The sequence below is a fragment of the Pseudomonas sp. LS1212 genome, assembly GCF_024741815.1.
GTDB lineage: Bacteria > Pseudomonadota > Gammaproteobacteria > Pseudomonadales > Pseudomonadaceae > Aquipseudomonas.
In genome coordinates this window covers 2,057,663-2,078,334 of the sequence record NZ_CP102951.1, presented here as the reverse complement: position 1 = coordinate 2,078,334, position 20,672 = coordinate 2,057,663, and the positions used below count along the sequence as shown (strand labels likewise).

The 20,672-nt window shown below is 57.8% G+C and carries 19 protein-coding genes, 2 tRNA genes, 3 rRNA genes and 3 pseudogenes; 11 read left to right on the top strand and 16 right to left on the bottom strand.

The window, feature by feature from the left end; translation table 11 throughout:
* Positions 1–30 precede the first annotated feature (30 nt).
* From NVV94_RS09810 to NVV94_RS09795, 4 genes are read right to left on the bottom strand one after another with little or no spacing between them, the layout of a single operon-like run.
* Positions 31–1,353 carry a sensor histidine kinase gene (locus NVV94_RS09810; protein WP_258446971.1) on the bottom strand — a complete coding sequence of 441 codons (1,323 nt, stop codon included), beginning with the start codon at positions 1,351–1,353 and terminating at the stop codon, positions 31–33.
* The gene (locus NVV94_RS09805) at positions 1,350–2,018 is read right to left on the bottom strand and encodes a response regulator transcription factor (RefSeq protein ID WP_258446970.1); all 669 of its coding nucleotides are present in this window, start codon (positions 2,016–2,018) and stop codon (positions 1,350–1,352) included. Before NVV94_RS09805 ends, NVV94_RS09810 begins: the two co-directional genes overlap by 4 nt.
* Complete coding sequence (locus tag NVV94_RS09800; protein WP_258446969.1) at positions 2,018–2,326, bottom strand: PepSY domain-containing protein; 309 nt, start codon at positions 2,324–2,326, stop codon at positions 2,018–2,020. The genes NVV94_RS09805 and NVV94_RS09800 overlap by 1 nt, the downstream gene beginning before the upstream one ends.
* Entirely contained in the window at positions 2,327–2,635 is a 309-nt protein-coding gene (locus NVV94_RS09795) for a PepSY domain-containing protein (RefSeq protein WP_258446968.1), read from the bottom strand.
* Positions 2,636–2,865: 230 nt separating this feature from the next.
* Here NVV94_RS09795 and queD point away from each other — a divergent pair, with 230 nt between their 5' ends.
* On the top strand, positions 2,866–3,222 hold the full coding sequence (gene queD, locus NVV94_RS09790; protein WP_258446967.1) for a 6-carboxytetrahydropterin synthase QueD: 357 nt from the start codon (positions 2,866–2,868) through the stop codon (positions 3,220–3,222).
* Between the two features lie 50 nt (positions 3,223–3,272).
* Here the strand turns inward: queD and NVV94_RS09785 are convergent.
* The 8 genes and pseudogenes from NVV94_RS09785 to NVV94_RS09750 all read right to left on the bottom strand — a co-directional run.
* Positions 3,273–3,542: pseudogene (locus tag NVV94_RS09785) on the bottom strand (DUF4432 family protein); the annotation flags it as partial.
* A 104-nt stretch (positions 3,543–3,646) separates the two neighbouring features.
* Positions 3,647–3,762: ribosomal RNA gene (rrf, locus tag NVV94_RS09780) — 5S ribosomal RNA — on the bottom strand.
* A 135-nt stretch (positions 3,763–3,897) separates the two neighbouring features.
* Positions 3,898–6,788 (bottom strand): 23S ribosomal RNA (locus NVV94_RS09775).
* A gap of 224 nt (positions 6,789–7,012) precedes the next feature.
* Positions 7,013–7,088 (bottom strand) — tRNA-Ala (locus tag NVV94_RS09770).
* A gap of 10 nt (positions 7,089–7,098) precedes the next feature.
* Positions 7,099–7,175 (bottom strand) — tRNA-Ile (locus tag NVV94_RS09765).
* A gap of 84 nt (positions 7,176–7,259) precedes the next feature.
* A 16S ribosomal RNA gene (locus NVV94_RS09760) occupies positions 7,260–8,798 on the bottom strand.
* The 16S, 23S and 5S rRNA genes sit together here with 2 tRNA genes alongside, the layout of an rRNA operon.
* A gap of 153 nt (positions 8,799–8,951) precedes the next feature.
* Positions 8,952–9,212 (bottom strand): hypothetical protein, encoded by a 261-nt coding sequence (locus tag NVV94_RS09755; RefSeq protein WP_258445958.1) that lies wholly within the window; start codon positions 9,210–9,212, stop codon positions 8,952–8,954.
* A gap of 61 nt (positions 9,213–9,273) precedes the next feature.
* A complete protein-coding gene (locus NVV94_RS09750; protein ID WP_258446966.1) occupies positions 9,274–9,411 on the bottom strand; it encodes a hypothetical protein in 138 nt (45 codons plus the stop codon).
* A 45-nt stretch (positions 9,412–9,456) separates the two neighbouring features.
* Between NVV94_RS09750 and rhtA the strand changes: the two genes are divergently transcribed.
* The 4 genes from rhtA to NVV94_RS09730 all read left to right on the top strand — a co-directional run bounded on the left by rhtA (position 9,457) and on the right by NVV94_RS09730 (position 12,273).
* The gene (gene rhtA, locus NVV94_RS09745; RefSeq protein WP_258446965.1) at positions 9,457–10,344 is read left to right on the top strand and encodes a threonine/homoserine exporter RhtA; all 888 of its coding nucleotides are present in this window, start codon (positions 9,457–9,459) and stop codon (positions 10,342–10,344) included.
* A gap of 170 nt (positions 10,345–10,514) precedes the next feature.
* Positions 10,515–10,796: a hypothetical protein gene (locus NVV94_RS09740; protein WP_258446964.1), complete on the top strand. Its 282-nt coding sequence runs from the start codon at positions 10,515–10,517 to the stop codon at positions 10,794–10,796.
* A 105-nt stretch (positions 10,797–10,901) separates the two neighbouring features.
* Positions 10,902–11,642 carry an SDR family oxidoreductase gene (locus tag NVV94_RS09735; RefSeq protein ID WP_258446963.1) on the top strand — a complete coding sequence of 247 codons (741 nt, stop codon included), beginning with the start codon at positions 10,902–10,904 and terminating at the stop codon, positions 11,640–11,642.
* 34 nt (positions 11,643–11,676) lie between these two features.
* The gene (locus tag NVV94_RS09730) at positions 11,677–12,273 is read left to right on the top strand and encodes a 2-hydroxychromene-2-carboxylate isomerase (protein ID WP_258446962.1); all 597 of its coding nucleotides are present in this window, start codon (positions 11,677–11,679) and stop codon (positions 12,271–12,273) included.
* 41 nt (positions 12,274–12,314) lie between these two features.
* Here NVV94_RS09730 and NVV94_RS09725 read toward each other — a convergent pair whose 3' ends face one another.
* Together NVV94_RS09725 and NVV94_RS09720 are read right to left on the bottom strand one after the other, a co-directional pair.
* Positions 12,315–14,123, bottom strand: coding sequence for an aminopeptidase P family protein (locus NVV94_RS09725; protein ID WP_258446961.1), 1,809 nt, complete (start codon positions 14,121–14,123; stop codon positions 12,315–12,317).
* A 51-nt stretch (positions 14,124–14,174) separates the two neighbouring features.
* Entirely contained in the window at positions 14,175–15,341 is a 1,167-nt protein-coding gene (locus tag NVV94_RS09720; RefSeq protein WP_258446960.1) for an aminotransferase class V-fold PLP-dependent enzyme, read from the bottom strand.
* Between the two features lie 251 nt (positions 15,342–15,592).
* Between NVV94_RS09720 and NVV94_RS09715 the strand changes: the two genes are divergently transcribed.
* Positions 15,593–16,018, top strand: coding sequence for a DUF3182 family protein (locus NVV94_RS09715; protein WP_258446959.1), 426 nt, complete (start codon positions 15,593–15,595; stop codon positions 16,016–16,018).
* Positions 15,942–16,229: pseudogene (locus NVV94_RS09710) on the top strand (alpha/beta hydrolase); the annotation flags it as partial. The gene NVV94_RS09715 and the pseudogene NVV94_RS09710, both read left to right, overlap by 77 nt.
* A gap of 6 nt (positions 16,230–16,235) precedes the next feature.
* Here the strand turns inward: NVV94_RS09710 and NVV94_RS09705 are convergent.
* Positions 16,236–16,505 carry a hypothetical protein gene (locus tag NVV94_RS09705; RefSeq protein WP_258446958.1) on the bottom strand — a complete coding sequence of 90 codons (270 nt, stop codon included), beginning with the start codon at positions 16,503–16,505 and terminating at the stop codon, positions 16,236–16,238.
* Positions 16,506–16,921: 416 nt separating this feature from the next.
* Between NVV94_RS09705 and NVV94_RS09700 the strand changes: the two are divergent.
* Positions 16,922–17,098 (top strand): annotated as a pseudogene (locus NVV94_RS09700) (alpha/beta fold hydrolase); the annotation flags it as partial.
* Between the two features lie 133 nt (positions 17,099–17,231).
* Complete coding sequence (locus NVV94_RS09695) at positions 17,232–17,666, top strand: hypothetical protein (RefSeq protein ID WP_258446957.1); 435 nt, start codon at positions 17,232–17,234, stop codon at positions 17,664–17,666.
* Positions 17,667–17,809: 143 nt separating this feature from the next.
* On the opposite strand, the gene NVV94_RS09690 is transcribed toward NVV94_RS09695, so the two are convergent.
* Entirely contained in the window at positions 17,810–18,373 is a 564-nt protein-coding gene (locus NVV94_RS09690; RefSeq protein ID WP_258446956.1) for a helix-turn-helix domain-containing protein, read from the bottom strand.
* A gap of 70 nt (positions 18,374–18,443) precedes the next feature.
* On the opposite strand from NVV94_RS09690, the gene NVV94_RS09685 reads away from it, so the two are divergent.
* Together NVV94_RS09685 and NVV94_RS09680 are read left to right on the top strand one after the other, a co-directional pair.
* Positions 18,444–19,403, top strand: coding sequence for a DMT family transporter (locus tag NVV94_RS09685; protein WP_408733459.1), 960 nt, complete (start codon positions 18,444–18,446; stop codon positions 19,401–19,403).
* 165 nt (positions 19,404–19,568) lie between these two features.
* Positions 19,569–20,660: an enoyl-CoA hydratase/isomerase family protein gene (locus NVV94_RS09680; RefSeq protein WP_258446955.1), complete on the top strand. Its 1,092-nt coding sequence runs from the start codon at positions 19,569–19,571 to the stop codon at positions 20,658–20,660.
* The last annotated feature ends 12 nt before the right edge of the window (positions 20,661–20,672 follow it).

Here is a 20,672-nt window from a genome sequence, read left to right as displayed (position 1 = left end):
CGCTCCTGCCCCGTGCAGGAGCGCAGCACCTCAGTGCCGCGTCCTGGCGGGCAATTCGATACTGACCCGCAACCCGCCCAGCGGGCTGTCCTCAAACGTCATCCGGCCATCCCAGGCCTCGACGATATCGCGCACGATCCCCAGGCCCAGGCCATGGCCGCTGACCTGCTCGTCGAGCCTTGCCCCCCGACCGAGTACCTCCTGACGCGAGGATTCGGGAATGCCCGGGCCGTCGTCATCGATCCACAGCCGATACACCCCTGCTGCCTCGCTGATCGTCAGGCTCACCTGCGCGTCAGCCCATTTGCAGGCGTTATCCAGCAGGTTGCCAAGCATTTCCAACAGGTCTTCGCGATCCCAGGGCAGCATCAATCCCGGTTCGACGGCCTGGCTCAGGCGCAACTCACTGCCGTGAATCATGTTCAGGGTGCCGAGCAGCGCTGGCAACTCGGCATCGCAGTCGAACTGCGCGCCCGGCAAGGCATCGCCGGCCAGGCGTGCGCGGTTCAACTCACGACTGAGGCGCTGCTGAATCTGCTCGAGCTGTTCGCGCAGTTGCTCGCGGACCTGCGGCAGGCCGCGCAACCGATCGCTGGCGGCCAGGCTGAGCAAGACCGCCAGCGGCGTTTTCAGGGCGTGCCCGAGATTACCCAAGGCATTGCGCGAGCGCTTGAGGCTGTCTTCGGTATGGGCCAGCAAATGGTTGATCTGCCCAACCAGTGGTTCCAACTCGACGGGGACTTCGGTGTCCAGTTGCGAGCGCTTTCCTTGCTGCAACTGTGCAATCTGTTCGCGGGTACGTTCCAGCGGGCGCAAGGACCGCTTAACGATGATGCGCTGCAGGATCAGAATGAGGACCAACGCCGCCAGGCCCAGCCCCATGCCGATCTGTTGCATGCGCCGAAAACTGGAGCGAACCGGCGTGTAATCCTGGGCGACGCTGATGGAGATCGCCTGGCCCATACGCCGGTAGTCGGCGCGCAGTACCAGCAGCTGTTGGCCCTCTGGACCCAGCTCAAGATCAGTGTGCAGCCCGGGCGTCTGCGGGCGTGGCAGCTCCAGGTCCCAGAGCGAGCGCGAACGCCAGTTGCCATCGGCAAAGTCGATCCGGAAGTAGTGGCCCGAAAAGGGGCGCTCATAGGCAGGGGAAATGCGCTGCTCGTCCAGTTTCAGCCCGTTGGGCCCACGGACCAGTGCCACCAGGAGGCTCTCGCTTTCGTTGCGCAGGCCGGCTTCGAGATAGCGTTGCAAGCCCACTTCGAACAGCCAGAGGCTCAGTTGAGCCACCCCCAGGCCGATGACGACCAGCACACCGATCAGACCTAGGCTCAATCGAGCCTGGATCGACTTCACTCCAGCGCCCCACTGAACCGGTAGCCCTGTCCGCGCCGGGTTTCGATGACGCTGCGACCCAGCTTGCGCCGCAGATGATTGACATGCACCTCGAGCACATTGGAGTCACGTTCGGTCTCACCGTCGTACAAGTGCTCGGCAAGGTGACTCTTGGAGAGGATCTGGCCGGGGTGCAGCATGAAGTAGCGCAACAGGCGAAATTCCGCCGCCGTCAGCTGAACATCGACCCCGCCTCGACTGACACACTGGCGCCCCTCATCCAGTTGCAGGCCAGCGGCATCCAGCGTTGGCTGGTTGGCCAGACCGCGCGCACGTCGCAGCAGCGACTGAATGCGCAGGTGCAGCTCTTCAGGATGAAAGGGCTTGGTGAGGTAGTCGTCGGCACCAGCCTTGAGCCCTTCGATCCGCTCGACCCAGGAGCCCCGCGCCGTAAGGATCAGCACCGGTGTAGCGAGCCCGCCGCTGCGCCATTGGCTCAACACTTCAAGGCCCGGCAGGCCCGGCAGGCCAAGGTCGAGAATGATCAGGTCATAGGGCTCGCTGCTGCCCTGGTAGACCGCATCGCGGCCATCGGCCAGCCAATCGACCGCGTAACCCTGGCGGTTGAGGCCAGCCTGTAATTCATCCGCCAGCGGGACATTGTCCTCGACCAGTAACAAGCGCATCAGTCATCTTCCTTGTCTTTGAGGACCTGCCCGGTGGCCGCATTGAGTTCGATCTCGCGCACTGTACCGTCGACGGTCAGCAACTCGACTTCATAGACGTAGGTACCGTCTTCCTCTTCCAGTTCGGCCTCCAACAGCTTCGCGCCGGGATAGCGATCCAACGCGTGATGCAGGAGTTGCTCAAGGGGCAGGATGACGCCCTGCTGCCGCAGGCGCAGGGCTTCATCCTGATCCAGGTCACGGGCCATTGCCAGCGAGCAGAATGCCAGCAGGCCAACGATCACCGAATCCCGCGTCTTACCTTTCATTCATTGGTCCTGATGGTCCTTCAGTACAGCGCCGCTGGTGGCATCCAGCTCCAGGTCCCATTCCACGCCCTGGGCGTCACGTAACTCGACCTGGTAAATGTACTTGCCGTATTCCTGCTCAAGTTCGGTTTCATGAATAGTCGAACCCGGGTGCTTGGCCAGTGCCGCTGCATTGAGTTTCTCGAACGACTGGACGGTACCGGCGTCGCGCAACGTCAACGCTTCGTCCGGGCCAAGGTCACGGGCCTGGACAATACCGGCAGTCAAGGCCAAGGCAGCGGCGGCCATCAAGGCAGTCAAAGTTTTCATGGTGAGTCTCCGTTGAGAAGTATCTTGTCTACGGGGCTCAGAGTATCGAACGCAACTTAATTGAAGCTGAAAATGAGCGCTGACATGATAACTGAATATACGGGGCATTCCTTTGAGGCTGGACGTCCGGGGGTAGAGGCTTCAGCCCCTGCTGTAGGGTATTTGGCCCAAGGGGCAGTTTTTTACTGGTAAACTGGCAGTCGGCATTACCTTTCAGAGTCCAAGAAACCGTGGAAATTTTTAAAGAGTTCACTTTTGAAGCAGCGCACCGTCTTCCGCATGTCCCGGCAGGGCATCAGTGCGCTCGCCTGCATGGCCACTCCTTCAAGGCTGCTATTTACATCAGCGGCAAGGTCGACCCGTACACTGGCTGGATTCGCGACTTTTCCGAACTCAAGGCCATCTTCAAGCCCTTCTATGATCAGCTGGACCACAATTATTTGAACGAAATCCCTGGCCTGGAAAACCCGACCAGCGAAAACATCGCCAAGTGGATCTGGGATCAACTCAAGCCGCTGCTACCGGAACTGTCGAAGGTGCGTATCCACGAGACTTGCACCAGTGGCTGTGAGTATTACGGCGAGTGAGTGTGTACAGGGCATAAAAAAACCACCGTTGCCGGTGGTTTTTTTATTCGTCATTCCTTGGTCAGGTCCACCAGCGGTTCTTTGCGCACCTCGGTCGTGCGTCCCGCCTGAATGGTCTTGACCTCCCCCAGCGCCTTGTCGACCGCACCTTTATCGGCCAGCAGGCTGTAGCTGACATGGAACTGACGCTGTTCTCTCGGGCCGATGGTCGGCACCAGATTCAGTGGCCGTTGGTAGCGGCGGTTGTAGGAAAAGCTGGTGCCCGGCTCCAGTCCGGTCACGTAGCCCTGGCCGCGGGTATCGGTGTTTTTCCACAGCGAGGATCGCCGCTGCCGCAGCGGCTACGGGGCCGGCGTTGTTCGGGCTTTTTGCGGGGCAAAAACAAAACCCCACCTGCGTTCGCAGATGGGGTTTCGGAATTTAATCTTGACGATGACCTACTCTCACATGGGGAAACCCCACACTACCATCGGCGATGCATCGTTTCACTACTGAGTTCGGGATGGGATCAGGTGGTTCCAATGCTCTATGGTCGTCAAGAAATTCTGTAGCCAGAAGGTCTTGTCAGACACTCCAGCGAATCGGGTATGTGATGATTTGTGTTCGCAAACTTTCGGTTCGTTTCGTCTTCACAACACCGCAATCTGGCTTTCGCTCAAATTGCTTGGGTGTTATATGGTCAAGCCTCACGGGCAATTAGTATTGGTTAGCTCAACGCCTCACAGCGCTTACACACCCAACCTATCAACGTCGTAGTCTTCGACGGCCCTTCAGGGAGCTCAAGGCTCCAGTGAGATCTCATCTTGAGGCTAGTTTCCCGCTTAGATGCTTTCAGCGGTTATCTATTCCGAACATAGCTACCCGGCAATGCCACTGGCGTGACAACCGGAACACCAGAGGTTCGTCCACTCCGGTCCTCTCGTACTAGGAGCAGCCCCTCTCAAATCTCAAACGTCCACGGCAGATAGGGACCGAACTGTCTCACGACGTTCTAAACCCAGCTCGCGTACCACTTTAAATGGCGAACAGCCATACCCTTGGGACCGGCTTCAGCCCCAGGATGTGATGAGCCGACATCGAGGTGCCAAACACCGCCGTCGATATGAACTCTTGGGCGGTATCAGCCTGTTATCCCCGGAGTACCTTTTATCCGTTGAGCGATGGCCCTTCCATACAGAACCACCGGATCACTAAGACCTACTTTCGTACCTGCTCGACGTGTCTGTCTCGCAGTCAAGCGCGCTTTTGCCTTTATACTCTACGACCGATTTCCGACCGGTCTGAGCGCACCTTCGTACTCCTCCGTTACTCTTTAGGAGGAGACCGCCCCAGTCAAACTACCCACCATACACTGTCCTCGATCCGGATAACGGACCTGAGTTAGAACCTCAAAGTTGCCAGGGTGGTATTTCAAGGATGGCTCCACGCGAACTGGCGTCCACGCTTCAAAGCCTCCCACCTATCCTACACAAGCAAATTCAAAGTCCAGTGCAAAGCTATAGTAAAGGTTCACGGGGTCTTTCCGTCTAGCCGCGGATACACTGCATCTTCACAGCGATTTCAATTTCACTGAGTCTCGGGTGGAGACAGCGCCGCCATCGTTACGCCATTCGTGCAGGTCGGAACTTACCCGACAAGGAATTTCGCTACCTTAGGACCGTTATAGTTACGGCCGCCGTTTACCGGGGCTTCGATCAAGAGCTTCGCGTTAGCTAACCCCATCAATTAACCTTCCGGCACCGGGCAGGCGTCACACCCTATACGTCCACTTTCGTGTTTGCAGAGTGCTGTGTTTTTAATAAACAGTCGCAGCGGCCTGGTATCTTCGACCGGCATGAGCTTACGCAGTAAATGCTTCACCCTCACCGGCGCACCTTCTCCCGAAGTTACGGTGCCATTTTGCCTAGTTCCTTCACCCGAGTTCTCTCAAGCGCCTTGGTATTCTCTACCCAACCACCTGTGTCGGTTTGGGGTACGGTTCCTGGTTACCTGAAGCTTAGAAGCTTTTCTTGGAAGCATGGCATCAACCACTTCGCGCTCTAATGAGCACTCGTCATCAGCTCTCGGCCTTGAACCCCCGGATTTACCTAAGAGTCCAGCCTACCACCTTAAACTTGGACAACCAACGCCAAGCTGGCCTAGCCTTCTCCGTCCCTCCATCGCAATAACCAGAAGTACAGGAATATTAACCTGTTTTCCATCGACTACGCTTTTCAGCCTCGCCTTAGGGACCGACTAACCCTGCGTCGATTAACGTTGCGCAGGAAACCTTGGTCTTTCGGCGTGGGTGTTTTTCACACCCATTGTCGTTACTCATGTCAGCATTCGCACTTCTGATACCTCCAGCCAGCTTCTCAACTGACCTTCACAGGCTTACAGAACGCTCCTCTACCGCATCACCCTAAGGTGATACCCGTAGCTTCGGTGTATGGTTTGAGCCCCGTTACATCTTCCGCGCAGGCCGACTCGACTAGTGAGCTATTACGCTTTCTTTAAAGGGTGGCTGCTTCTAAGCCAACCTCCTAGCTGTCTAAGCCTTCCCACATCGTTTCCCACTTAACCATAACTTTGGGACCTTAGCTGACGGTCTGGGTTGTTTCCCTTTTCACGACGGACGTTAGCACCCGCCGTGTGTCTCCCATGCTCGGCACTTGTAGGTATTCGGAGTTTGCATCGGTTTGGTAAGTCGGGATGACCCCTAGCCGAAACAGTGCTCTACCCCCTACAGTGATACATGAGGCGCTACCTAAATAGCTTTCGAGGAGAACCAGCTATCTCCGAGCTTGATTAGCCTTTCACTCCGATCCACAGGTCATCCGCTAACTTTTCAACGGTAGTCGGTTCGGTCCTCCAGTCAGTGTTACCTAACCTTCAACCTGCCCATGGATAGATCGCCCGGTTTCGGGTCTATACCCAGCGACTAAACGCCCTATTAAGACTCGCTTTCGCTACGCCTCCCCTATTCGGTTAAGCTCGCCACTGAATATAAGTCGCTGACCCATTATACAAAAGGTACGCAGTCACAGAACAAGTCTGCTCCCACTGCTTGTACGCATACGGTTTCAGGATCTATTTCACTCCCCTCTCCGGGGTTCTTTTCGCCTTTCCCTCACGGTACTAGTTCACTATCGGTCAGTCAGTAGTATTTAGCCTTGGAGGATGGTCCCCCCATATTCAGACAAAGTTTCTCGTGCTCCGTCCTACTCGATTTCATTGACAAGAGATTTTCGCGTACAGGGCTATCACCCACTATGGCCGCACTTTCCAGAGCGTTCCGCTAATCTCAAATCAACTTAAGGGCTAGTCCCCGTTCGCTCGCCACTACTAAGGGAATCTCGGTTGATTTCTTTTCCTCAGGGTACTTAGATGTTTCAGTTCCCCTGGTTCGCCTCTTGCACCTATGTATTCAGTACAAGATAACCATCTTGTGATGGCTGGGTTCCCCCATTCAGACATCTCCGGATCACAGTCTGTTTGCCGACTCCCCGAAGCTTTTCGCAGGCTACCACGTCTTTCATCGCCTCTGACTGCCAAGGCATCCACCGTATGCGCTTCTTCACTTGACCATATAACCCCAAGCAATCTGGTTATACTGTGAAGACGACATTCGCCGAAAATTCGCGATTAAACTCACAAATTTTACCTTAGCCTGAATAAACACCAGTGAAAGTGCTATCCAGTCTATCTTTCTATCACATACCCAAATTTTTAAAGAACGATTCTGAAAAAGTTCAGAAATCAATATTCGATGCGAATATTCATTTCTAAGCTTTGACACGGTAACAAGGGGTGGTGGAGCCAAGCGGGATCGAACCGCTGACCTCCTGCGTGCAAGGCAGGCGCTCTCCCAGCTGAGCTATGGCCCCAACAAGAAACTGGTGGGTCTGGGCAGATTCGAACTGCCGACCTCACCCTTATCAGGGGTGCGCTCTAACCAACTGAGCTACAGACCCAGTTAAGAGCTGTTACCGATATCGTCTTCTTCAATGAATCAAGCAATTCGTGTGGGAGCTTATAAGACAGCTGATGTCTTCGATTAAGGAGGTGATCCAGCCGCAGGTTCCCCTACGGCTACCTTGTTACGACTTCACCCCAGTCATGAATCACACCGTGGTAACCGTCCTCCCGAAGGTTAGACTAGCTACTTCTGGTGCAACCCACTCCCATGGTGTGACGGGCGGTGTGTACAAGGCCCGGGAACGTATTCACCGCGACATTCTGATTCGCGATTACTAGCGATTCCGACTTCACGCAGTCGAGTTGCAGACTGCGATCCGGACTACGATCGGTTTTGTGAGATTAGCTCCACCTCGCGGCTTGGCGACCCTCTGTACCGACCATTGTAGCACGTGTGTAGCCCAGGCCGTAAGGGCCATGATGACTTGACGTCATCCCCACCTTCCTCCGGTTTGTCACCGGCAGTCTCCTTAGAGTGCCCACCATAATGTGCTGGTAACTAAGGACAAGGGTTGCGCTCGTTACGGGACTTAACCCAACATCTCACGACACGAGCTGACGACAGCCATGCAGCACCTGTCTCAATGTTCCCGAAGGCACCAATCCATCTCTGGAAAGTTCATTGGATGTCAAGGCCTGGTAAGGTTCTTCGCGTTGCTTCGAATTAAACCACATGCTCCACCGCTTGTGCGGGCCCCCGTCAATTCATTTGAGTTTTAACCTTGCGGCCGTACTCCCCAGGCGGTCAACTTAATGCGTTAGCTGCGCCACTAAAATCTCAAGGATTCCAACGGCTAGTTGACATCGTTTACGGCGTGGACTACCAGGGTATCTAATCCTGTTTGCTCCCCACGCTTTCGCACCTCAGTGTCAGTATGAGCCCAGGTGGTCGCCTTCGCCACTGGTGTTCCTTCCTATATCTACGCATTTCACCGCTACACAGGAAATTCCACCACCCTCTGCCCTACTCTAGCTCGCCAGTTTTGGATGCAGTTCCCAGGTTGAGCCCGGGGATTTCACATCCAACTTAACGAACCACCTACGCGCGCTTTACGCCCAGTAATTCCGATTAACGCTTGCACCCTCTGTATTACCGCGGCTGCTGGCACAGAGTTAGCCGGTGCTTATTCTGTCGGTAACGTCAAAACATCAACGTATTAGGTTAATGCCCTTCCTCCCAACTTAAAGTGCTTTACAATCCGAAGACCTTCTTCACACACGCGGCATGGCTGGATCAGGCTTTCGCCCATTGTCCAATATTCCCCACTGCTGCCTCCCGTAGGAGTCTGGACCGTGTCTCAGTTCCAGTGTGACTGATCATCCTCTCAGACCAGTTACGGATCGTCGCCTTGGTGAGCCTTTACCCCACCAACTAGCTAATCCGACCTAGGCTCATCTGATAGCGTGAGGTCCGAAGATCCCCCACTTTCTCCCGTAGGACGTATGCGGTATTAGCGTCCGTTTCCGAACGTTATCCCCCACTATCAGGCAGATTCCTAGGCATTACTCACCCGTCCGCCGCTCGCCACCAGGTACAAGTACCCGTGCTGCCGCTCGACTTGCATGTGTTAGGCCTGCCGCCAGCGTTCAATCTGAGCCATGATCAAACTCTTCAGTTCAATACTGCTTGGGTTTTGAGAAAACCCTAAACTTGGCTCAGCAATCTCAAAATGAACTATATGATTGCTCATGTAGCCACTTGTGATGCTGATAATCTTTCTGACTATCAGTCTGAGCTCACAAGCACCCACACGAATTGCTTGATTCAGTTGTTAAAGAGCGGTTGGTTGATTCTTTCGTCTCAACCGAGGCGCGAATTCTACGCTTTCCTCTGTCTCTGTCAAGCGTTTATTTTCAGAAGTTTTTCGATTTTCTCGTTCAACTTCAAACACTTGACTCGCTTCGATCTCTCGTTGCGGGAGGCGAATTCTACAGCGTTTCAAACCGCTGTCAACCACCTTTTTCACCGCTTCCGATCGGAAGATCGAAGCTGCTTCTTCGCTGCTTACTTCGGTTAACTCTTTGATTCTCAAGGAGTTTTCCGTTTCGTCTGCGCCGGAAGTGGGGCGAATTATAGAGAGATCCGCGGGGGCGTCAAGGGTTAATTCCAGGTTTCGGCAATTCTCGGTCCACAGGCCTCTCTATCAAGGCTTTAAGCCCCATAAAGAAAGAAAACTGCGCACTATATTGCTCATTGTCCAGCGCTTGCGCATCATAGATACCCATAGGCATTCCGGCCTCCTGTTGTTCTTCTCTATATAAGGGACAAGCATCGCAATGAGCGACCAACCTCGCAGTCTGGCATCGACCCTGTTCCCTATCGGCTTGTTGCTCATTGCAATGGCCTCGATCCAATCAGGGGCGTCATTGGCCAAGAGCATGTTCCCCCTTATAGGCGCACAGGGAACCACTACCCTGCGCCTGATCGTTGCCGCCGTCATCATGACCCTCTTGCTCAGACCCTGGCGCGTACGGCTGACAGCCCAGTCACTGCGCACCGTGGTGATCTACGGTATGGCCCTGGGCGGCATGAACTTCCTCTTCTATATGTCCCTGCGCACTGTGCCGCTGGGGATCGCCGTAGCGCTCGAGTTCACCGGGCCGCTCGCGGTCGCCATCTACGCCTCGCGCCGCGCCATCGACTTTCTCTGGATAGGCCTGGCCATCATTGGCCTGCTACTGCTGATCCCCGTGGGTGAGTCCAGCAGCGGTATTGACCTCCTGGGTGCGTGCTATGCGCTGGGCGCGGGTGGGTGCTGGGCACTCTATATTCTGTATGGCCAGAAGGCCGGTGCCGACAATGGCATCCAGACCGCCGCGCTGGGGGTAATCGTTGCCGCGCTGTTTGTTGCCCCCTTCGGCATTGTCCATGCTGGCAGCGCCTTGCTGACGCCGTCCTTGATTCCGATCGCCCTGGGCGTTGCGATCCTGTCCACCGCCCTCCCCTATAGCCTGGAAATGGTCGCACTCACCCGAATGCCCGCCCGTACCTTCGGCACGCTGATGAGCATCGAGCCGGCCTTCGGTGCACTCTCGGGGCTGTTGTTCCTGCACGAGGTGCTGTCTTTGGCACAATGGCTGGCGATCGCGTCGATCATCACCGCCTCGGTCGGCGCAACACTGACAATGCGTCGAGAAAGCGCGCGGCTGGTCGCTACCGACTGATTGAGAATTGTTACTTTTGCCCCAGGTCTGGTAATTCAGCGTCGTTTAGGCCATGTTTACATTGTAACCCTGTGCCAAGCTTGAAATTTTAAACTGACACGGAAGTCTACGAGCATCAGCAGAAATCAAGAGACCTGACCCGGGCAACCGGGCATGCAATAAGGACAGGAATGAAACCAATTCTTATCATCCTGGCCATTCTGGCCATTGCCGGTTGTGCGGCCACCTCCAAGACCGAGGTCAAGCATGGCAAAAAGGGCCTTCATATCAATTGTTCGGGACTGTCCTCCTCATGGAACAAGTGCTACACCAAGGCCGCCAATTCCTGCGGTGACAAGGGCTACAAGGTTGTCGCCAAGTCCGGCGACGGCGTCGAAGACCCGGGCGATTACCCGTTTGGTCTCAATCCCGCCGGCTACACTAGCCGCAGCATGATCGTCATCTGCAAGTAATCCGCTGAATCCCTGCTTATCAATCGGCAGCTTTCGAGTTGCCGCCACCTCCACTCGTGGCTAAGGTTCGCTGAGACGACCGTCGTTCCATCAAGGACATTTGCCATGAGTGCCCCTGCCTCCAAGAAGAAAGTCGCCCTGATCATTGGCGCCGGTGATGCAACCGGCGGCGCTATTGCCCGGCGCTTCGCCCGCGAAGGCTATGTTGCCTGCGTCACACGACGCAGCGCCGACAAGCTCGCACCTCTGGTCGCCGCTATCCAGGCCGCCGGCGGTGAGGCCCATGGGTTCGCATCCGATGCCCGCAGGGAAGAAGACGTGATTGCCCTGGTTGAGCAGATCGAGTCTGAAATTGGCCCCATCGAAGCCTTCGTTTTCAATATCGGCGCCAACGTCCCCTGCAGCATCCTTGAGGAAACAGCACGCAAGTACTTCAAGGTATGGGAGATGGCGTGCTTCGCGGGCTTTCTCAATGCACGGGAAGTCGCCAAACGCATGGTCACACGCAAGCGCGGCACGATCCTGTTTACCGGCGCGACAGCAGGACTGCGTGGCAGTGCCGGATTTGCTGCGTTCGCCGGGGCCAAGCACGGCATCCGCGCCCTGGCCCAAAGCATGGCCCGCGAATTGGGGCCCATGAACCTGCATGTAGCGCATGTGGTGGTTGACGGCGCCATCGATACCGAGTTCATCCGCGACAAATTTCCGGACAAGTATGCGCAAAAGGACCAGGACGGCATCCTCAACCCCGACCACATCGCCGAGAACTACTGGTACCTGCACAACCAGCCACGCGATGCCTGGACTTTCGAACTGGACCTGCGCCCCTGGAGCGAACGCTGGTAAATCCCGCCCCAACCGACCCGAGCGAGCCAGATAAATGATCAAGACCGTTGAGTTCTACTTCGATGTGGGCAGCCCCGCCAGTTACCTGGCTCACACTCAACTGCCAGCGCTGTGTGCTGAAACCGGCAGCCAGTTGATTTACCGGCCGATGTTGCTCGGGGGTGTCTTCAAGGCCACCGGCAACACATCGCCCAACAGCATCCCGGCCAAAGGCGCCTACATGACCCATGACCTGCAGCGCTACGCAAAACGCTACCGGGTCACGCTGAACTTCAACCCCTACTTCCCGATCAACACGCTGTACTTGATGCGCGCCATCACAGGCGTGCAAATGCGTCAGCCGGAACATTTCCAGGCACTGGTCGACAGTGTGTTCTCGGCGTTATGGGTCGATGAGCTCGATCTGGGCAACCCGGATGTACTGGCCAGGCTGCTGGAAGACAAGGGTTTCGAAGCCCACGAGGTCTTCGCCCTGACCCAGGACGACAAGGTCAAGGATCAGCTCAAGCACACCACCGAGCAAGCCGTAGCACGCGGCGTCTTCGGGGCACCGAGCATGTTCGTCGGCGACGAACTGTTTTTCGGCCAGGATCGGCTGGAGTTCGTTCGTGAAGCCCTGAGCCAGGACTGAAGCGGTGCCATCGGCCACATTGCCGATGGCGCCAAGGCAGGTCAGATAGCGGCTGTGCGTGTCTGCAGCCATTGTAATGGGGCGCCGGCCAACAACGGGCTGAGGCGTTCGCGAACCTGCTGATGATAGGCATTGAGCCAGGCTCGCTCCTCGACCGTCAGCAACTCATGCTCCAGGCAGCGGGTGTCGATCGGGCACAAGGTCAATGTCTCGAACTCGAGGAACTCGCCGAATTCGCTCTGGCCCGCTTCGCGGTTCAGTACCAGGTTTTCGATGCGCACCCCCCATTGGCCTGGCCGGTAGGTGCCGGGCTCGATGGAGGTAATCATCCCCGCTTGCATGGCCGTCTGCGGCGTGGTCGCCGCCTGATAGGCAATCACTTGCGGCCCTTCGTGGACATTCATGAAATAACCCACGCCATGGCCGGTGCCATGGCCGTAATCGACATTCTCTGCCCACAGCGGCGCACGAGCGATGGCATCGAGCAACGGCGAAAGAATTCCACGCGGAAAACGCGCGCGCGACAGGGCGATCATCCCTTTGAGCACGCGGGTGCAGTCGCGCTTCTGTTCAGTGCTCGGCGAACCGATCGGTACCATGCGGGTGATATCGGTGGTTCCCCCCAGATACTGGCCACCCGAGTCGATCAACAACAGGCCATCACCTTCGATGCGCGCATGGGATTGTTCGGTTGCACGGTAGTGCGGCATCGCGCCATTGGCATTGAAGGCCGCGATGGTGGCAAAACTCAGGGAGACGTAACCGGGCCGACGTGCTCGCGCTGCACTCAAATGCTCGTCTACAGTAACTTCAGTGATCGGTTCCAGCCCCTGTGCCGACTCGAACCAGGCGAAGAACTCGCACAAGGCGGCCCCATCCTGCTCCATGGCCTGGCGGATATGCGCGGCATCGGCGTCGCTCTTGCGGGACTTGAACAAGGTAGTGGGGTTGAGCCCCTCAAGCAGTTTGACCTCACTGCCAAGGTTGACCAGCAGACCGCAGGTAACTCGCGCCGGATCCACCAGCAACGAGGCGCCGGCCGGTAATGCACCCAGTGCCGAGTGGATCTGGGTGTAATCGCGCAGGCTGACACCATCGCGCTCCAGCGCCTGACGCAACGCGGCGTCGATCTTGCCTGGCCCGACGAACAATGTGGCTTGATGCTCGCCGATCAAGGCGAAGGAAACAAATACCGGGTTGTACGAAACGTCACTGCCACGCAGGTTGAACAGCCAGGCGATGTCATCGAGGGTGGCGAGGAAATGCCAGTCCGCCCCCCGCTCCTTGAGGCTCTGGCGCAGGCTCGCCAGTTTGTCGACACGACTGAGGGTGGCATACGGCGGCAAGTGTTGGTAGACAGGGTTGTCCGGCAGTGCCGGGCGGTCCTCCCAGACCTCGGCCAAGAGGTCGATATCAGTACGCAAGCGAACATTGCGCGGCTCAAGCTTGTCACCCAGCTGGCGAGCCGAAGCCACTGCCATCACCGCGCCGTCCACCGCCACCACGCCGCCTTGCGGGGCTTGCTCGGCCAGCCACTCGAGCGGGCCAGGATTGCCCGGCAACAGCTTCATCAATTCGATGGTCGAGCCGGCAAGCTCTTTGTCGGCCTGTTCCCAATAACGGCTGTCAGCCCACAGACCGGCGAAATCCCTGGTCACGATCAAGGTACCCACCGAGCCGTGGAAGCCGGAGAGCCACTGCCGCCCCTGCCAGTAGCCCGGCAGGTATTCGGAAAGATGCGGGTCGGCCGAAGGCACCAGCAAAGCATCGACACCTTCGCGACTCATCACTTCACGTATGCGCGCCAGGCGCTCGGTGATCACTTCCTGGGTTAAAGGCTGCGTGCTCATTCTGACTCCTGCTACCACGGTAATTATTCGGAGAAGATAATGGAGCAGCACTCAGTGGCGAGCAACTGCCCAGAATGCCGGCGCACTCAATGAAGCCTTGATTGCCTGTGCCGCTTGCTCGACGTCCTGCTCAGTGGTGTAGCGGCCCAGGCTCAAACGGATGGTCTGCCGGGCGGCCTCGGCATCACGCCCCAGCGCCAACAGTACATGGGAGGGTGCCGTGCTGGCCGAGTTGCAGGCCGAGGTCGAGGAGAACGCCAGCACCTGGGACAGCGCCTGCCGATTGAAATCCGCATTGATGAAGGTAAGGCTCAAGGTATGGGCAATGCACTGCTGCGGACTGCCGTTACGCCCCACGTACGGGATGTCGGCCAGGTGCGCCAACAGCCGCCGTTGCAAGCGGCGGATGCGCGCCGTTTCTTCCTCGAACACCTCACCGGCCAGGGCGAAGGCGGCGCCCATCGCCGCGATCTGATGGGTCGCCAGCGTCCCGGACCGCAGGCCACCTTCATGCCCGCCCCCGTGGATCTGTGCCCGCAGCTGCGAGCGGGCGCGAGGGCCGACGTACAACGCACCGATACCTTTGGGCCCATAGACCTTGTGCGCGGAAAAGGACATCAGATCGACCGGCCAACTGGCCAGATCGATCGCTACCTTGCCGGCCCCCTGAGCAGCATCCACATGCAGCAAGGCACCATGACGACGGACCTGCTCGCCGATCCCGACAACGTCGTTGAGCGTACCCAGTTCATTGTTGACCAGCATCAGGGAAACCAGAAATGTATCGTCGCGCAAGGCCGCCTTGACCGCCTGCGGGCTGATCAAGCCCTGCGCGTCCGGGGCCAGACAAGTGACGCTGAACCCGGCCTGTTCCAGTTGCCCGGCGGTATCGAGCACGGCCTTGTGTTCGATACGACTTGTGATGATATGCCCACCCTGCCCCGCCCGACTTTGCGCAACCCCCTTGAGCGCCAAGTTGTTCGATTCGGTAGCACCGGAGGTCCAGACGATCTGCTCGGCGCTCGCCCCGACCAGGCTTGCCACCTGACGCCGCGCCAGCTCTACCGCCTGCTGCGCCTGCTGTCCATAGATATGCGAGCCGGAAGCCGGATTGCCAAAGTTACCGGCCTTGCCCAGACACTCGACCATCACCTCGATGACTCGCTCGTCGACGGGTGTTGTGGCGGCGTAGTCGAAATAAAGCGGGAGATTTTTCATGGTGTAAGACTCTCTGGGCGTCGCTGCCTTTAGAAGCAGACGTTTCCTAAGTTCGTGTCGGAAAAAGACTTCCATTTCAGTCACGCCATAGTGCACGACACCGCATAGATCTTTTAATTATTAATTTTCATACTTATATTCCATAAACAGCATAAAGACGCTCCGCCATTCATCAGCCCCGCTGAACTTCCGGGTATGGGTGTCTTTCAGAACCTGTGAAGGCATCTTGAACCGGACCAAGGAATTCGCTCATGCCCCGTTCCAATGCAGCCAAGGCCGGCGTAGTTCTGCTTGACGCACGAGCCCCGACGCCTCCCCACGAACGCGTCGTGCATCAGAACCTCGCGGCGCGCCTGGCGAAATCGCTGGGCACTGAAGTGATCGAAGAAAAAGACCGTGCCGCAGCCAAAGGCAACCTGTACTACCTGCCGACCGATACGTTGATCGGCCCTGAGCGCTACCGCAAGCTGGGCATCGAATCGATGGAAGATTTCTTCGGTGGCATGATCAGTCAGCCCTATATGGCGACCAAGGCTATTTCCCACCCGCTGCCTGCCTACGCGACCTCGCCTGAAGGTTGGACCGATGAGTTCGCCAAGCGCGGCCGACAACCGTGCGCTGGCAGCCTGCGCCGAATTCGCCGGGGACGTTCTGCTGGTGGAGTCCGAGCAGGATGACTATGTGCCGCACGCCACCTTGATGAGTTATCGCTCGGCGTTCGTCAGCGCCCATTCGCTGACCCATCGCATCGTCGATGGCGCCGATCATGGCCTGTCCTCCGGCATCAGCCAGAAGGCCTACAGTTCGATACTGAGCGCCTGGGTCAGCGAGATGGTGATCGGTGCGCGGCTGGACAAATACCCGCATCACTCGCCCTGGTACTCCTGAGGGCGATCAACCTTGACGACCATGGGTGACCTGCGCGCGTTCGGCATTCACCTGGCCCATGCCTTCGAAACCATAAGCCTGAGGCTGTTCGCGTTGCAGTTGGGCTTTGAGCCGATGGTACTCGTCGAAAGACAACCCGCGACGGTTCAAGGCCTCCAGCGCCAGTTGACGAGTTTCCTCGGCAGTATGGCGCCGCGACTCCGGCCCAGGCCCGCTGGCACAGCCGGCGAGTATGGTCATGGCAATCAACAGTGCGGTGGCGAGCATGCGATTCATGAAAGCCTCCAGTGCTCTCAGTCCTGAATGATTCAGTGCTGAACAAAGGCTACAGCGCCCGCTTCTCTCGAAAAAATCATCCTGCTCGATAGTGAGTATTGCTGTTCGCTACGCCTCGACCAGCCACTGCGAACCGCCTACCGTTTCAGCCGCAGTTGCTGGAGCCGGGCATCGAATGAAACACCGGTTTGGCATCACTCATTCTCTGTAGCAGCTGCCGCCAGGGCGGAATCACTGTTGGCACACAAACAGTTGATTGCAGGCAGCATTCAGGCCTGGCTACTCACCGAAGACCGCGCCAGCGCCGCCACGCCATAGCGACGACGGTAATCGCTGGGGGCAAGTCCGGTGAACATCTGAAGCGTCCGCTAACCTGAACCCGTCTCACGCTTTTCATCGCTTTCCCACCGACCCCCGACGATCTGGCCGAGCTGATCGAAACGCTGAATTTCAAGGACGTGATTCTGTTCGGGTTTTCCACCGGGGGTGGTGAAGTGGCCCGCTATATCGGCCGGCATGGCACTTCGCGACTGGCCAAGGCCGGGCTGATTTCGGCAGTGCCACCGCTGATGCTGAAAACCGAGAGCCGCCCCAATGAAGCAGATCCTACTCACTACGACACCAAAATCGCTCACTCAAATCCGAATCGTCCGACATCAACAAAACAATCAGATGTTTAGAGTTTCGCCGCTGTAAATAAATAAGTCGTAACACAAGGAGCTACACATGAAAAAGCTATGGTTGCCCGCCGCTATCGTTGCAGTCATCGTCACCACCAGTGGTTGCATGAGCCATAACGTAAGCCAGCCGATCGCACCTATCGCGGGCACCGTAAGCGCCGACCTGAAAGCCAAGGTCGCTGTCGGCGAAACCATTACCGGCCAGTCTTCGAGCAACATACTGTTCGGCTTCCTGAACCTGGGTGGCGACAATCAATTCGCTGACGGCGTGAGCTACGGCGGCGCCCCCAGCGGTGGCTTCAGCCTGCCCGATCCAGTGTCCTCCGCCAAGGCTGCAGCCGCCTACAAGGCCGTCAAAAGCTCGAACGCCGACCTGATCGTTGCGCCGCGCTATGAAGTGTCCGTACAGAACTACCTGATCTTCAAGAAAGTCGATGTGAAAGTGACAGGCAACAAGGGCAGCATCGAGAGCATTCGCTGAAGAGCGTTGCGCTTCCTGCCGTGATACGGCTGAAGTAATACAAAGCCCCTGTACGATGCGCATTGTGCAGGGGCTTCGATGTTTCGAGCTATCAGACAACCTACTGGCGATTACGCGCCGCTGGCCGGGTTCCCCCGACCAGTTCAAATCACCACATTGCGGATAAATCGCGTCGCCACCGACCCATCATTGCGATAGGCGTGTGTCCGGTTGCTGGTGAACACAATGAATTCGCCCGTTTCCAGTCGTTGCTCCTGGTCCTCGACCACCAGCGTCAGGCAGCCCTCGAACACATAAAGCTGCTCGCTCCAGCCATCGGGGTCTGCTTCGGCGGCGTAAATCTCGCCGGGCTCCAACCGCCATTCCCACAATTCCACTTCACTACTGGCCACGGCACTGCCCAGCAGCACCGCTTTGCTGCCGGGATGGATACCTGCCCAGGCCAGCTCATTGATGCGGCTTGGGTCGCGATTGTCCGGGGCCTTGATCAAGTCGGTGAAGGCCACGTCCAGCGCCTCGGCCACCCGGTCGAGGGTGGTGAGACTGACGTTTTTTTCTCCCGCCTCGATGGCTACCAGCATCCGGCGGCTGACCCCGGACTTTTCCGCCAGCGCACTTTGGCTCATCTCGGCAATATGGCGCAGGCGTCGCACATTGTGGCTGACGTGTTGGAGTACCGAAGCTCTTTGGGCTGGATCTTTGTGCACTATATTGCTCACTGATAGGGTTTGCGCAGTATACTGCCCACTTTGGCGCATTGTGCGTCGACCTCACTCCATGCGCAAGGCCATGAATCCGGTGAACACCTCACAGCGTTTCCCCATGAACATCCGTCTGAGCAAAGCCGAACTGGTATTGGTGTTCATCACCATGCTGTGGGGCGGGACCTTTCTGCTGGTCCATAACGTGATGACGGTCAGCGGGCCGATGTTCTTCGTCGGCCTGCGCTTTGCCGCCGCCGCATTGTTCGTCGGGCTGTTCTCCCTCAAATCACTGCCGGGGCTGACCCTGACCGAGCTCAAGGCCGGGGTCTTCATCGGTGCCTCCATCATGCTCGGCTATGGCCTGCAGACCGTCGGCCTGCAAACCATCACCAGCAGCCAGTCGGCCTTCATTACCGCGCTCTATGTGCCCTTCGTGCCATTGCTGCAATGGCTGATCCTGGGGCGCCGGCCCGGCTTGATGCCAAGCCTGGGGATCGGCCTGGCCTTTGCCGGCTTGATGCTGGTGGCAGGTCCCAGCGGCAGTTCGATCAGCTTCAGCCCGGGTGAAATCGCCACCCTGGTCAGTGCCGTGGCAATCGCCGCCGAGATCATCCTGATCAGCAATTATGCCGGCAAGGTCGATGTGCGCCGGGTCACTGTGGTGCAATTGGCCACCGCTTCGGCCCTGTCATTCATGATGGTGGTGCCAACCCAGGAACGCCTGCCGGACTTCTCCTGGCTGTTGTTGCTCAGCGCCGTGGGCCTGGGCGCGATGAGCGCGGTGATCCAGGTGGCGATGAACTGGGCGCAGAAATCCGTATCGCCGACCCGGGCAACCCTGATCTATGCCGGCGAACCGGTCTGGGCCGGGATCGTCGGGCGAATCGCCGGCGAACGCCTGCCGGGGATTGCACTGTTTGGTGCAGTGCTGATCGTGGCGGCGGTGATCGTCAGTGAGCTCAAGGGCAAGCGCAAGGCCGAACCCCTGGAGACCTGCACGGATACCCCGCGAGAACAGGAACCAAGCCGATAGGCCGCCGAGCGGCAACGCAAGGCTCAAGTGCGAGGGCTAGTCTGCTGGAGGCAATCCGCGGTTTTCCTGATTGTCTTCGGCAAATTTGCACTGTTACGATCCACGCCCTAGCCTGTATCCGCTCCAAATCATTTGGAAAACCAATAACAACGCAGGGAGATAGCGATGACAGCCCAGGCCCGACCTTCCGCCGAGTCGACTGCCAGTTCTCTGGATGCCCACGTCCAGAACGAAGTCCGCAACCATATCGGTCACCTGACCCTCAATCGCCCTACCGGCCTCAATGCCCTGACCCTGGACATGGTTCGCAGCCTGCAAGGCCACCTCGATGCCTGGGCCGTTGATCCGCAGATCCACGCCGTTGTATTGCGCGGCGCCGGTGAAAAAGGCTTCTGCGCCGGTGGCGATATCCGTTCGCTGTATGAAAGCTTCAAGAGCAATGACACCCTGCACCAGGACTTCTTCGTCGAAGAATACGCCCTGGACCTGTGCATTCATCATTACCCCAAGCCGATCCTGGCGCTGATGGATGGCTTCACCCTCGGCGGCGGTATGGGCCTGGCCCAGGGTGCCGACCTGCGGGTAGTGACCGAGCGTAGCCGGCTGGCCATGCCGGAGACGGCCATCGGTTATTTCCCGGATGTCGGTGGCAGCTACTTCCTGCCGCGCATTCCCGGCGAACTGGGAATCTACCTGGGCGTCAGCGGCGTGCAGATCCAGGCCGCCGATGCACTGTATTGCGGGTTGGCCGACTGGTACCTGGACAGCTCGAAACTGGCCACGCTGAACGAGCAGCTCGACACCCTGGCGTGGAGCCAATACCCGCTCAAGAACCTGCAAGGCCTGCTGGCCAAGCTCGGCGTACAACAACTGGCCAATCCTCCCCTGGCAGCATTGCGACCGGCCATCGACCACTTCTTTGCCTTGGCGGATTTGCCGAGCATGATCGAACAACTACGCCGGGTAACGGTTGCCGACAGCCATGCGTGGGCGTTGAAAACAGCCGACCTGCTGCAAAGCCGCTCGCCGCTGGCCATGGCCGTTACCCTGGCGATGCTGCGGCGCGGTCGCCACCTAAGCCTGGAAGATTGCTTCGCCATGGAGTTGCACCTGGACCGGCAATGGTTCGAGCACGGCGACCTGATCGAAGGCGTGCGTGCCCTGCTGATCGACAAGGACAAACAACCCAAGTGGAACCCCGCCACGTTGCAAGCGCTGGATCCCGGGCGGGTTGAACAATTCTTCGAAGGCCTTTGAAGGCCGGAGCCA